Below are 14,613 nucleotides of genomic sequence, written 5' to 3'. Positions count from 1 at the left end.
TCAACGGCTTCCATTGCGAATCAACATTCGAGTTTAACAGCCTTATTTCACCGATCCCATCATCCCAGCAACAAAATGTCTTTGCATAAGGAAAAATACAAGTGCAGTCGGCAATGTTGCGATGACGATCGCCGTCATAATTACGCCAAAGTCAGGTGAATAACTAGCACCTAAATTCGATACGAGCAACGGGATGGTTTGCTTTTCCGGCGATTGCAGCACGACTAGCGGCCATAAATAATTGTTCCAGCTATTCATAAACGTAATAATTGCTCCAGCCGCATAAGCTGTTTTCATTGTTGGCATATAAATCCTTACGAAGATTCCTAATTCGCTTAATCCATCAATTCTTCCTGCTTCTACTAATTCTTTTGCAAACATCTTTGTGTTTTGTCGAAAGAAAAAGATTAAAAATGCGGTCGTCATCGTCGGTAGAACGACAGCGGCTAACGTATCAATTCCAATCAATGGCATTGTTTGCGAAATTCCCCCAAACATCCGATAAAGCGGAACCATGAGTGCAGCAAACGGAATCATCATCGATAGTAATAAAATGTTAAAAACGATATCTTTCTTCTTGCTGTGATAAATTTCAAAGCCATAGCCTGCTAATGAGGCAATAAATAATGAAAGAATGGTCGTTGAAAACGAAATTAAAGCAGAATTCGTTAATGCGCCGACCATATCAGCGCTTTGAAATAAATTGTTGATGTTTTCGATCAGATGACTACCAGGGAGTAAGCGCCCTTTCGTTACGTCAATCGATTGATTCGTCATACTCGTCACCATCCATAAAAATGGGAAGATGGATATGAGCGCAATGACACTTAAAAATAAATAGACGAGCGTTCTTCTTACATTTTTCATTTTTTATCACCTGCTACTTTAAACTGGATGACTGTGAAAATGACAATTAAAATAACGATGATGAAGGAAACAGCCGCCGCATAACCAAAGTCCGGGGTATATTTAAAAGAAAGATTGTAAATATACTGGGAAATGGACGTTGTCGCATTGCCAGGTCCGCCTTTTGTAATATTCATAATCTCATCGAATATTTGTAATGTCCCAATCGTCGATGTAATCGAGGTAAATAAAATAATTGGCTTTAAGACCGGTATCGTGATTTTCGTAAATACTTGAAAAGCATTTGCTCCATCTATTTTTGCCGCTTCATAAATCGATTCATCGACATTTTGGAGTGCTGATAAATAAAAGATCATATTATATCCGGTCCATCTCCATGTAATCGCTAAAATAATTGTTACTTTCGCCCAAAACGGATCGGTTAACCATTGAATTGCTTCTGGTATAATAGAAAATTTCAGCAAAAACTGATTGATAATCCCGTCGGTTGCAAATAAATATTTAAAAATGACCGAGTAGGCTACAAGTGACGTTACCGCCGGCAAAAAAATCGCCGTCCTGAATAAACCTTTAAACTTCAATGTTTTGTCATTTAATAAGACGGAAATAATTAGAGCCAATATGATCATCATTGGCACCTGGATAATCAAATAAATAAATGTATTTTTAATAGCGGCAATAAACGTCGGATCGCTAAATAAGCGAATATAATTATCAAGACCGACGAACGTTAAATTATTTCCCATCCCCGACTGAAATGATAAAATCAATGCCTGTGCCATTGGATAAAAATAAAAGATTGTAATCATGATTGTGGCCAATAATACAAATGACCACCCAACCACATTGCTTCTCATTCGATGACTCACTTTGCTGTCCTCCTTACGAAAACAAGGCCTTGGCACATTGTGATCAAGCTTGTCCAAGGCCCCAAAACAAACACTTATTTTAATTGTGCCTCTGCTTGTTTTTGTGCACTTTTCATTACTTCATCAATGTCTTTACCATTCAAATAATTTTGCATCTCTGCAACGATAATGTCCTCAATCGCATACGTATGCATTCCGTAATTGACAGCGATAATTTCATCCATCCATTTAGAAAAATCCTCGATTACTTGTTGATCTCCAAAAAACGCATCCTTACTTTTGTAAGCCTCACTATCGATTGCTGGAATATACGTTCCAAGCGCGCCGACTTCCGTAACAAGTTTCTGATAAAAATCAATATTTGAACCGAAGGTTTTTCCTAAAAATTCAGCTGCCTTTTCCTTCCCTGGTATATTAAGCACATAAAGCGAACTCCCACCAAGGTTTGAAGCATTGACTGCTCCAGCTACTGATAATTTTGGCAGAGGGACAACCGCCCAATTTCCAGCCTGTGACTGTTCCGCCTTAATACTTGGTGTAATCCAATTCCCTAGTGTCTGTGCAGCCACTTCTCCACTATTTAATGCTCCAACCATTTGGCTCCAGTCCGAAGTTACTTTCACAATTTTTGCATCTAAAAGTGATTTATATATACGGAAAGCCTCTTTTAGCGCCTCGTTTCCTTCAAGATCAGGTGTGACTCCATCTTCTTTTAAATACCAAGATCCCGCTGTTTGAATCATCATCCGAATCGTCCCTAAATCATTGGGATCGAGCGTGATCAAATCTTTCCCCGTTTTTTCTTTCAGCACCTTTCCAACCTCAATCAATTGGTCCCAATCAATATTCGTTACATCATCCAATTGATAGCCAGCTTCTTCTAAATAATCGGTGCGGATGTATAAGCCTGCAACACCTGTATCAAATGGCAAACCATATTGCTTACCTTCAAAGCTTGTTGAGGCAATTTTATATTTCGCAAAATCATCTACTTGAAAATAATCCGTCAGCTCATAAAAGGCATCTGGGTAAGCTTGTAAAAAGCTTTGTGCGCGATAATCCTCAATCATGACGATATTTGGCATCCCTTTCATTGTTCCGGAGCTCAGGCCAGTATTTAGCTTTTGAACAATGTCTGTCTGCGCATTTTCAATAATGTTTAATTTGAACTCTTCACCATCATACATTTCCTCAGCAAGCTTGAGAGCGGCGATATTAAATTTCGGATCCCATGCCCATGCAGTCATTTCATCCGTATTTTCTTGCCCTTCCTCGTTATTTTTCGAAGAACAAGCTGCTAAGAGCAATATGCTCGTTAATAATAAAATAAGTAGCCTTTTCACATTTAAATCCTCCCTGTTCGTTGTAAACGTTTACGTTAAATAAATTTTATCACGACAAAAAAAAGACCGTTAGAACGATCTTTAGGTTTTTCTTGCAATATATTTTGGATCTAGGAAATGAAAGCTGTTTCATTTGTCATTTCTTTCGTTTTTTGTATTATTTTCAGATTCCTCGATGAGCGGCAATGTGATTTTCACTTTCGTGCCTTCCCCGATCTGACTGGAAATGTCTACACCATATTGTTCTCCGTACAATAAACCGATCCGCTCATCGACATTGCGAACACCAATACCACTGAATAATTTTCGCTTCGTTCTTCGCTTTGTCGGGCGGTTGCCTTCGACGATCATCCCATCTCCATTATCGACAACTTCGCATACAAGGGTTGTCCCTTCTCGAGCGATAAGAATATGGATATGCCCATCCTGCTTTTTATTAAACGCATGGAAAAATGCATTCTCGATAAATGGCTGGATCATTAATTTTGGTACATAATAATGCAAACAATCAGGTGCAATGAAATAATTCACTTTTATTCGCTCGCCATAACGGACTTGGTTAATATACACATAGCTTTTCATGTTTTCCAATTCTTCTGCAACGGTAATCGTTTCACTTATTTCACCGATCGTATGTTGTAATAATGAGATGAGGGCGTGAATCGTCTCAGCTGATTTTTCCTTTTCACCTTGCTGAACTAATATTTTTATCGATGCTAATGTATTATATAAGAAATGTGGATTAATTTGCTGCTGAAGTGCGGCTAACTCGGCATTTCTTTGCTTTTTTTCCGTTTCGACCAACTTTTCTACATAATCCTGAAGTTCATCGAGCATTCCATTAAATGTACTTGCTAATTCTCTCGTTTCATAGCTACCACTGACAGTGACATATTGACCAAAATTATGCTTTGCTAAATTAGAGATTTGTTGGACAAGCCTCGTTAATGATTTTGTCATCTTCCTCGTTATGAAAAAAATAGTAAATAAGGCAAGGAGTACAATGACGAGACTAATAAGAACGATCGCCTCTTTATTAATCAGGCCATTCATTAATAATTTTTTATCTATTAAATTGATAAAATACAAATCAAACGTTGGTAAATAAGTAGAAATTAGCATATATTTCTTGCCAAATAATTCAACGTCTTCATAATCGGCGGTGTCGTCTTCAGTTGCCCGCAAGATAGTATTTAAGTTCTTATCTGTCGCACCAATTAATTGATTTTGATTGCTTGAGACGATGGTACCCGATGGATCGACAACGATCACATGGTTTTCTTCATTTGTAAAATTCATATACATTTGTTTAAAATCTGTTTCACGAATGGCAATATACAACATCCCATATGCTTTTGATTGATCTTCTAATGACTTTGTCGCCACGATCATCGGCCGATCTGGTTCAACTACCGATTGATATAATAATCGCTGTGGCTGCTTATACGCCCTAGCTGTAATCGAATGGTTCCTAAGATCCTCAGCGGAGATTGGCCAATAATGATGATGGGTTGAAAAACTGCGGTTATTTTCACCCGTAATAACAATGTTCACCGGATATAAGTTGATCGTTGAAGAAATGTTTTCCATTTGTTGATTAATCTCATAGTAAGCCTTCGCTAAGGCAAGCGGATCTGACTCTTCTTCCGTTAAAAATTGTTTAATTGCGTTACTTTGCTGCACCTTATTCGAAACAGTAGCAACGGAATGACTAAATGTTTCTAGATTTCTTTCGATTTGATCGATCACTTTATGGTTCATAATACTAAATGTTTCTACAAATAATTTTTCTGACATCCGGATTGTATTGATTGTGATGAGTAGCGAAACAGTAATAATACTTACAACCATAACAACAAATATTTTAATAACTAAACTGTTTTTCCTAAGCTGTGCCAATCGATTTTTCATGTCTTTCATTCCCTATGTGATGCTACTTTTTCGATAATTGCTCGGTGACATTCCTGCCCGCTTCTTAAAGACTTTGCAAAAATAGCTATGATCTGAATAACCAACCATCCCACTGATTTTAGAAATGGATATATTCTGCTTTTCCAATAGCTCTTTTGCCTTTGTTATTCGAATTTCATTGATGTATTCATTTAGCCCAATCCGATAATTTGCACTAAAATAAGTAGACAAATACGTTGGGTTAAAATGAAAATGATTGGCCAAATCTGTCAGTGTTAAAGGCTCCGCATAATGAGTATCGATATAGTTCAATAGCTTTTGTATATTAGACTGCAGTGGATCATTTTCCTTCTTTTCGATCACTTCATTTACTTTATGTAAAAAGACATCAAGCAGCTCGACTGCTTCCATCGCTGTGTTCGCCTCATTTATTTCGGTAAAATACTGATACTTTTCTTCATCCAACTGTTTATTATCATACTGGAGATTTCCTAAAAGGACGGTTACATTAAATACAATATTACCTAGAAACGCTTTAAATTCATTTTCATCTTTCCAATAATGATGAACGACCTCATTTACGTGCTCTTTTAAATAATTAAAGGCTTTATTAAATTGTTCAGATTTAAATACATCGATAAAACGATTCAAATCAAACAACTTTTCAGAAGTACGCTTGGGCGTTTCATTATAGAAGAGTACCATCTTTTCTGGCAGATAAAAACGTAATCCCTTTAATGGTAATAAACGTTCTTCGTAATTTTGTTTTATTTCTTTCAAATCCTGAAACGGTTCACCCAGTGTCCAACGATACTGATTTAGTTCTCGCGCAGCCTCCTTTAACTTTTGGCTAATGACCGAATGATTATACGGATGGAAATGCGTAAGAAACGTAACTGCAAATGAATTTTGAATAACTGGAACAGGATGGATAAATGGAATGCTCTCCAATGTCCCTTTTACTTGAACAAAGTTAAGCTCGTTATGATTATCACTTTCGATATGAAGCAAGCTAAAATACTCTTCTGGAAAGGCTGCTCTTACGAACGAATCATCATATTCAAATAAATAGCCCGACATAATGTTCTCAATGAACTGATCAATCGTTGCAGGCTCCTCTATAATCTGCTTTGTAAAATCTATACTTGGGAGGGAGAGCGTTGCCCTTTTCAATGCTGCCAAAAGCTCTTCACCGTCTAATTTCGGTTTAAGTATATAGTCTGAAACACCACTTTGAAAAGTCGATCGAACATAGTCAAAATCACTAAAACTGCTTAGTATTATAACCTGAATATGCGGGTAATCTTTTTTGATCATTTTTGTTAATTCTTCCCCATCGATAACTGGCATAACGATGTCCGTCAAGACGATATTAGGCTCTGTTTGTTGAATGATTTCCATTGCTTCCTGCCCATTCGCAGCTTCGCCAACAATTTGAAACCCTTCTTGCTCCCAGTTTACATAATGTTTAATTCCTTGCCTAATTAGAGCTTCATCATCGACAATGAGCACTTTGTATCTTTCTTTCACCAGCATCACCTCCTCTTTTCCCTTCAATACGATTATATCATCTTCGTTTTCGGGAACAAAAAATAGCACAGGCTCTGCCTGTGCTCTAAGAAAGGGATATTGTATAAAAAAGGGGGTCAATATCTCATATATATAATGTACCTGATTTTCATTTCAACACTGTTACAATCAGATTAAGTCATGATTACGTTTTTTCTTTATGGATCAGGGGCAGCATGGAGTAGCAAAGTTTCAGGATTTTCAAGTAATCTGTGCCCCTGAAAAAGCAATCGGACTTATGCTTTTTGCAATTGATCCTTTAAGTTCTCAATGTATATTTGCGCACTTTGTGCGGCAATGCTTCCATCACCTGTTGCGGTCGCAATCTGCCTTAATAATTTGTCACGAACATCACCAGCAGCAAAAATACCTGGTACAGTCGTTTCCATATTATCATTCGTCACAATATATCCATCTTCATTTGTAATGCCAAGCTTTGTAAATGGCGCTGTTAATGGATCCATTCCGATATAAACGAAGACACCGTCAGCCGCAAATTCCTGTTCTTCACCGGTCTTCGTAGAGACAAGTGTAACCGAACCAACTTTGCCGTCCTTCTCGTTTATTCGTTTTACATTATGGCTCCAAATGAAATTCACTTTCTCATTTGCAAATGCACGATCTTGAAGAATTTTTTGCGCGCGCAATTCATCTCTTCTATGAACAATCGTTACTTTATCAGCAAATCTCGTTAAGAATACGCCTTCTTCGACTGCTGAATCTCCGCCGCCGATGACAACGAGTTCTTTTTGTTTAAAGAAGGCTCCGTCACAAACAGCACAGTAAGAAACGCCCCGTCCGGTTAATTCATCTTCACCAGGGATACCGATTTTACGATATTCCGCACCTGTTGTAATAATAAGGGCGCGTGCTTTATATTGCTTAGACCCAGCGATGATCGTTTTATATTGTTCCCCATCAACAACATCTTGAATATCCCCGTATGCATATTCCGCACCAAATTTTTTCGCATGCTCGAACATTTTCGTCGATAAATCGGGGCCTAAAATATGGTCAAATCCAGGATAATTTTCTACGTCTGCAGTGTTTGCCATTTGTCCTCCTGGCATCCCACGCTCGATCATTAATGTGGATAAGTTAGCCCTTGATGCATAAACAGCTGCTGTCATTCCCGCTGGCCCTGCACCAACGATTATGACGTCATAAATTTTTTCCTCTGTCATCCTCGCTACACTCCTTTAAAAATAAAGCGGTGTAAATTACACCGCGATCAATCATTTATTTATATATAGTGTATTAAACAAGCGCTAAGACGTCCAAATATATGCTCATTTACGAATGGTTTTGCAATAATTGAATGTATTTTCTAATCGTAGATGCTGAAAGCCCATAATCATTCGCTAATTCTGTTTGGGTTTTACGTTTATTATTCCCACGCAACCAAATATATTCTGTTGCTGCTGCAATTGCTAATACATTAATAAGATCTTCATCCGATTTGATCATACTAATATAAATGGAAAACCATGTTAGTAAAACGTCTCGTGCTTGCCTTTCATCCATTTGAAAACGTTCATGTAGCTTTAGAGCGACTTCATGACTTTTTCCTACGACCTGATGTGGAACATCTTGCTCATCGCTCAAAAGGATATGTTTGATGTACAGCTTCTCCGTTAATGTAAATTCGTCTAATGACTTACAACGCTCATTCGTAAGAAGCTCCTCTTTGCGATCGGAAATACTGATGAGAAAAATACTATATAATCTCTCTTCCATTCGACTGCTTCGCATCATTTTCCAAATGAATCCATCATTATGATTTTTGGGCTCCCCCTCAGACCATGGCTCCACTTCACCCTTTTCAGGATTAATGAATGCTAGCTCTTTCCAAGCACGATCAGCCACTTGCAAATGCCCGGTAAAATAAGCAGCTTTTGCAAGCCAATAATAAAATCCTTCATCGCCTTCATAGCCATTTTTTTGCAATTGACGGAGCCAGTAATAAGCATGCTCGTATCTTTTTGTAAAAGCAAATGTCGCCCCTAATTTATAACGATGCTCAACCAACAGCGGGTGAACTTTTTCAAGAGCCGTCATTAACTTATCGAGCTCCTCACCTTGTCGTTCATAATAAAGAAACACGGCTAAATTACAAAGTGCGTGTAAGTTTCCTGGATTTTCATTAAGAATTTTTTCTAAAATATCTGCCGCTTTTTCCGCTTCGCTCTCATAAAAATAAGCCAGCGCAAGATTATTATATGCGGGCCAAAATTCTGGATAATGCTCAATTGTTTTTTCAAGTAACTCGATTGCTTTCGCGAATTTTCCTGACTCAAGTAACATGCGGGCCGTTTCTTGCTGTGCGGCCATTTCCTCCTGCTCTTCCAATTCTTCAATATTGTCATCTTCTTCGATCCCGATCACTTCAAGCAAATCCTCGACATCCTCAGAAAATTCCCCTGTTTTATCCAAATCAAGGTATAGGCGGGCGTGCTTATACGCTTCTGAAAATAATCCAAGATGCGCAAAATTATTCGCTAAAAAATAATGACATTCCGTCATATGTTTATCTAGATCTTCAAGCACTGTATAGAGCAGCTTATTCGATTCCACGTATTCAGCTGATTCCGTCAAAACAAGCGCTAATTGACAAGCAATCATTGGTTCGAATGGCTCCAATTCCCATGCCCTTGTTAAATATTTTTTAGCCTTTTGTATGTCAAAGCGGTCGTACGCTTTAATTCCTCTATGAAAATAATATTCTCCCGTAGGTACAAACGGAAAAATTTTCGCTCTCTCATATGGAGTTTTAGAGTTTTTATACATCGAATTCCTCCGTCGCTGTCATCCTTTGTCACTTTTTGTAGTATACCATAATCAATAGCTAGTTTGTAGCTTTGAAAACAACTACCAGTATCTTTTGAAGGCAATAAAAATTTCCTTTTAATGCGAGGATTTATTTTAATATTGATTTCCGCTGCAATCAACGGATCCTGCTAAAACGAAATCACCCTCCTATATTCATTTGGACTATAGGAGGGTAGGATTGGTGCACTTTTCCATATTCTTTTATTTTTGTTTTAGATTCATACGATAGTCATTTAATAAACTCGTCCAGTCTGTCTGGATAACATTACATCCTTTTTCAATAATCTTTCCCCATCCATATTCTGGACCTTTTACGATTGATAAATCATCATCTAATTCACCAAACAATATTGTTTCGTCATCTAAGCGAATAGCGTTAGCAAAGACAAATAAGTTTTGCTCCCTTAACTGCTCAATTAAATCGTCTTGAAAAAGGGGAGAATTTTGATTTTCAGCAATAAGCTCAACACCAACAAGATTAATGTTGGAATACGTTTGCACAATCTCTAGTTCCTCCATAGTTTTTACAATTGGGAAATACATATATTTTGTTTCATGCACTTCTAACGCATCTAAATATTCCTTATCCACTGGTGATTTTAAAAGGATTTGTTGCTCTAATTGAAATTGGTCAAGGTATGGAAGTAATGTCTCCCAGTCATCCCATGAACGGTCAATATTAATTAGTTGATTTTTTTCAAGTTTATTTAAAACAGCCTCTAATTTCTCTACCTTATAATTTATCTGTTTATAGTTTGAATTATAATAGTTTAACGCATCTATTTCGTGCGAGCTAAGCTCTTTAATATTTCTCGTTTCATTCAATAAACGTTTCTCATTGCCATCGTGAAAAACATAGAATTGAGAATCTACCGATTTAATGACATCAATTTCAACAATGTCAGAACCAGATTGATAGGCAGCGATTGTAGATGGGATCGTATTTTCAACGATATTTCCATTCGCAGCTCCGCGATGGGATACAATTAAAAATGGTTCATTTGCTAATTTTTGATTTAATACTTCGTTTATTTCAACATATTTCTCTTTATTCATCATTCTGTCTTCTCGCCTTCTATTCATTTCTTATGATCAATTAAATATAAATTATCGTAAGCCTTCTAAAGTCCTGTGTTTATTTTATTACCTCTTCCATATACGAGATAAAGTACTAAGGCATTAATCCCCATTAGAATAACGGAGTAGACCATGCTGATCGCCTTCGCATCAATCGAGGCCGTTTCATCCGCTGCGTTAAAAATTACAACCCCTAACGGTTGGTAAAGTGGGTGATATAAAAATACCGATAAATCATAATCAGACAAATGCCCATTAAAGTTTAAAGCAAATACGGCAAGCGCTGCTGGAAGTACGATTGGTAGGATGACACGAATGTATGTGTATAAACCACCCGCTCCCAAGTTTTTTGCTGCATCCTCCAAGCTTTCATCAAATGCAAAATATGCTGATTTTATGACTCTCATCGTAAAGGGAATATTTACAATTATATAGGCAATCAACATAATGATGGTTGTTCCTGTAAGGACATAATTGAACATATACCAATTCGGCTTATCGTATGTAAGAATTAATCCAAGCGCAAATAATAAGCCCGGTAAAATCCATGGAATATAAAGAGATAATTCCAAGGTTGCTGTAAGTTTATTTCTATATTTTTGAATCACCCTTGCAATAAATAACATTGATACAACAACGATAAAGGATGCTAAACCTGCGTAAATAACACTCGTTAAGAATGGGCGATACGCCTTCGAATCAGTCAAAATAGCAATGTAATGATCTAAAGTAAAACTACTTAATGAAAGTGTTCCTGTACTTATGCTATACGTGTCTGTAAATGAAAAAATTAAGATCAAAATGACTGGTATTGTATAGATGGCGAATAATCCCCACGCCAAAATGTGCATAATTGCGTTCCCGATCGGGTTATTAATTTTTTGTTTTTTAAGTTTTGTTTTTACCTTTGAGCCTGTAATATAATTCGTTTTTCGCTCTACACGCATGATTATCAGGAGAAGAATCAATTGAATAGCCCCTAAAATAATCGATAACAATGCAGCTAGATCCCTGGAACTTGGTCGCTGCGCAAAAGTTAAAATCATCGGACTAATTGTTTGAAAGTCCTTTCCGCCAACCATTAATGGCGCTGATAATGCTCCTAATCCTGTTTGGAATAACAGGATCGTTAATGTAAACAAGACAGGCAGTAAGGATGGGACGATAATCTTGCGAATAATATAAAATTGGGAAGCACCCATATTTTTTGCCGCTTCAATTGTTTGATAATCTAAATTACTTATTGCTCCTCGTAGAAAAATCATATGCAAGGAGGTACAAGCAAAAGTCATCATGAAAAGCACAGCCGGATATCCGACAAACCAACTTTCATTAAAATCAGGAAAAATATTTGTCAATACATTTGTAAGAAACCCGCTTTTCCCATAAAGAAATAAATAACCATTGGCCAAGACGATGCCGCCAAACACCAAGGTTGTAGAATAGCCAAGCCTTAAGATCTTTGCACCTTTAATAGCAAAATAATCCGTGCATAAGACTAAAAATATACCTACTATATTTGAAGTAATAGCGATAGAGAAAGCTAAAATAAAGCTATTTTTCAAACTGCTCATTGCTCTTTTAGAATTCAGTATTTTTTCAATTGCATCAAAGGAAAAACCTTTATCTGTGAAAAAAGTGGTAGTAAGGATGTTTACATTTGGGATGATTAAAAATGAAATAATGAACCATATTACTACGGCAAATGATAATATATAAAGAGGATTAACAGCCTTTATTTTCTTAAAACTATTTTTAACCTTTAACACTACTTGTCCTCCTCATACTGGAGTATATTATTATGATTAATATAAAGTGTTAAATCATCCCCATTTTGATAAACTATACTTCCATCATTTTTTTCAAAATAAATAATTTCTGAGTCAATTACACGAACTCTATATTGTATAAATGTTCCATAAAATTCTTTTCCAATTACTTTTCCTTTTAACTTAGCCAGATGCTTTTCATCATTAGAAATAACCGTTTTTACTTTTTCTGTTCGAATATAGGATTTTAAATTTGAATCTAATTCAGCTCCCGTTTGACGAATTACCTCCTCAATAATTGTTTTTGACAAATGATTGGAATCCCCGATGAAATTACAAACAAATTCTGTTTTGGACTGATTATAAATCTCCTCCGGTGTTCCTACTTGCTCTACATACCCATGATTAAAAACAGCAATTCGATCAGATAATGTTAACGCTTCTTCTTGGTCATGAGTGACATAAATGGACGTAATTCCAAATTCTTTTTGTAATTTCTTTAACTCCTTTCTTAATTGTTTACGCAATTTTGCATCCAGATTAGATAGCGGCTCATCTAAAACTAATATTTTTGGTTTTAATGCTAACGCCCTTGCAATCGCTACCCTTTGTTGCTGTCCACCCGATAACTCCGATACATTCTTATGCAATTGTTCTTGAGTTAAATCGACAATTTCAGCTAATTCCTGTACTCTCTTCTCTATATTTTCTTTACTTTCTTTCTTCACTTTTAATCCAAATGCAATATTTTCATAAACAGACATAGTTGGGAACAATGCATAGCTTTGAAATACCATCCCAATTTGGCGCTTTTCTATGGGGACATGTGTAATATCCTGGTCATCTACAACAATGCTTCCTTTTGAAGGTTGAGCAAATCCAACCAACGATCTTAAAGTGGTCGTTTTTCCGCAACCAGACGGCCCTAATAAAGTAAAAAATTCTCCTTTGCGAATCTCAAGGTTTAAATCATGAATGGCGATAAAATCATTATATTTTATTTGTATATTGTTAAAATGAATCATCATAATGCCTCCTAATAAAAAAACAGACTGTAATCGCCACTTCATTTTATAAAGTGGCGATTACGAAGGAATCTACCGAATTAGAAAATTTCCAACTCGATTTTTTCCATCCACCCATCAATATATTTACTAACAATTTCGTAATCAATTTCTTGAACAGTTGTAAATTCTACAATTTCTTTCATACGATCTGTTGCCTGGTCAATTGCACTTTTATTAACAGGTATAGAACCAAACTCCTGAGCCCATTTACCTTGCACCTCAGCTGACCCGAACCAATCAACGAAGTCCTGAGCTAAAGTATAATCAAAATCATCCCCATGATTCATAATACCAACTTGTTCAATTGTAGAAGGGACACCAATACTTGGTGAAACAATTCCAGCTTCAAAAGAAAACTCCTCCTCTATGCCAGGGATCCCAGAAGAAAAGTAAAATGAAATCGGAACTGTCCCATCAGCTAAGTTCGCATTACGATCTTCACTATCAGGTGTCATATATCCATTTTGAACATATTTTTTTACAGCTTCCCATCCTTCATCAGACACACCTAATTCTCCATTTTCATCCAAATAGCGAGTTAAAATATTATAAATAACTGCACGGTTTGTCCCTCCACCTAAGGAACTAGGAACATGATATTTACCATAGAATTCTTCCTTTTCCCATAAATCCGGCCAATCTTTAGGGGCCGTTGCTTCGGTATACGTGTCTTTGTTATAAAGCATGACAATTCTTTGTTCTACAATTGGATGATAAAAATGTTCTGGGTCAACTAAATTATCTGGCAGTTCATTTAACCACTCTGGCTCATACTCCTTTAAAGCGTTTTCCTTTTTGAGAGAATTCCAATCCATTTGCGACAATCCGAATGAAACATGGGCAATTGGATTATTTTTCTCGGCTAGTAGGCGGTTGTATAAATCCGATCCACCAATATCTACAATTTCTATATTAAAGCCAGCCTCTTTCGCCTGTTCCTTTAGCCAATCTCCTCTACCATCAGTTACAGAATTTGAATATACAATTAATGATTTTTGCTTCTTCGAATCTGAATCCCCATTTGATTCTTTACCACACCCCATTATTACACTCGATACGATTATGCCAATAACAATTAATAACAGTCTTTTTAGATTCATATCATTCACTCCCCGTTTATTGTAATTTTTAAATATCTATCCAATTCACTGTGCATTTGGACTATTTTTCTGCTTAAATTATGATCTATTATTCACCTCTTTTTCGATTTTTGGAACGTGTCATTTTTCTTCTTCATTATATTCAGAGTTAATTTAGCTGTCAACATCTTTTAAAAAATCAAAAAATCCGTAGCTTTATTTTTTTGGCTACG

At 36.4% G+C, this 14,613-nt stretch carries 11 protein-coding genes; all 11 read right to left on the bottom strand.

What is annotated here, in order from left to right; all coding sequences use genetic code 11:
* Nucleotides 1-42 precede the first annotated feature (42 nt).
* Entirely contained in the window at nucleotides 43-867 is an 825-nt protein-coding gene (locus tag KHA95_RS10075) for a carbohydrate ABC transporter permease (RefSeq protein WP_213137362.1), read from the bottom strand.
* The gene (locus KHA95_RS10070) at nucleotides 864-1,724 is read right to left on the bottom strand and encodes a carbohydrate ABC transporter permease (protein ID WP_213137540.1); all 861 of its coding nucleotides are present in this window, start codon (nucleotides 1,722-1,724) and stop codon (nucleotides 864-866) included. Before KHA95_RS10070 ends, KHA95_RS10075 begins: the two co-directional genes overlap by 4 nt.
* Before the next feature lie 86 nt (nucleotides 1,725-1,810).
* Entirely contained in the window at nucleotides 1,811-3,079 is a 1,269-nt protein-coding gene (locus KHA95_RS10065) for an ABC transporter substrate-binding protein (RefSeq protein WP_213137361.1), read from the bottom strand.
* A 129-nt stretch (nucleotides 3,080-3,208) separates the two neighbouring features.
* Complete coding sequence (locus tag KHA95_RS10060) at nucleotides 3,209-4,990, bottom strand: cache domain-containing sensor histidine kinase (RefSeq protein ID WP_213137360.1); 1,782 nt, start codon at nucleotides 4,988-4,990, stop codon at nucleotides 3,209-3,211.
* 12 nt (nucleotides 4,991-5,002) lie between these two features.
* The gene (locus tag KHA95_RS10055; RefSeq protein ID WP_213137359.1) at nucleotides 5,003-6,520 is read right to left on the bottom strand and encodes a response regulator transcription factor; all 1,518 of its coding nucleotides are present in this window, start codon (nucleotides 6,518-6,520) and stop codon (nucleotides 5,003-5,005) included.
* 275 nt (nucleotides 6,521-6,795) lie between these two features.
* Complete coding sequence (gene trxB / locus KHA95_RS10050) at nucleotides 6,796-7,743, bottom strand: thioredoxin-disulfide reductase (RefSeq protein WP_213137358.1); 948 nt, start codon at nucleotides 7,741-7,743, stop codon at nucleotides 6,796-6,798.
* A 109-nt stretch (nucleotides 7,744-7,852) separates the two neighbouring features.
* Nucleotides 7,853-9,346: a tetratricopeptide repeat protein gene (locus KHA95_RS10045; protein ID WP_213137357.1), complete on the bottom strand. Its 1,494-nt coding sequence runs from the start codon at nucleotides 9,344-9,346 to the stop codon at nucleotides 7,853-7,855.
* 243 nt (nucleotides 9,347-9,589) lie between these two features.
* Nucleotides 9,590-10,444, bottom strand: a complete 855-nt coding sequence (locus KHA95_RS10040; RefSeq protein ID WP_213137356.1) for a glycerophosphodiester phosphodiesterase family protein — start codon at nucleotides 10,442-10,444, stop codon at nucleotides 9,590-9,592.
* Between the two features lie 65 nt (nucleotides 10,445-10,509).
* Nucleotides 10,510-12,234 (bottom strand): ABC transporter permease, encoded by a 1,725-nt coding sequence (locus KHA95_RS10035; protein ID WP_213137355.1) that lies wholly within the window; start codon nucleotides 12,232-12,234, stop codon nucleotides 10,510-10,512.
* Nucleotides 12,234-13,259, bottom strand: a complete 1,026-nt coding sequence (locus tag KHA95_RS10030; RefSeq protein WP_213137354.1) for an ABC transporter ATP-binding protein — start codon at nucleotides 13,257-13,259, stop codon at nucleotides 12,234-12,236. The genes KHA95_RS10035 and KHA95_RS10030 overlap by 1 nt, the downstream gene beginning before the upstream one ends.
* Before the next feature lie 80 nt (nucleotides 13,260-13,339).
* Nucleotides 13,340-14,401: an extracellular solute-binding protein gene (locus KHA95_RS10025; protein WP_213137353.1), complete on the bottom strand. Its 1,062-nt coding sequence runs from the start codon at nucleotides 14,399-14,401 to the stop codon at nucleotides 13,340-13,342.
* Nucleotides 14,402-14,613: the final 212 nt, after the last annotated feature.

This window comes from Bacillus sp. FJAT-50079 (assembly GCF_018343515.1).
Lineage (GTDB): Bacteria > Bacillota > Bacilli > Bacillales > Bacillaceae_C > Lederbergia.
This window is presented reverse-complemented; position numbering and strand designations above follow the sequence as displayed.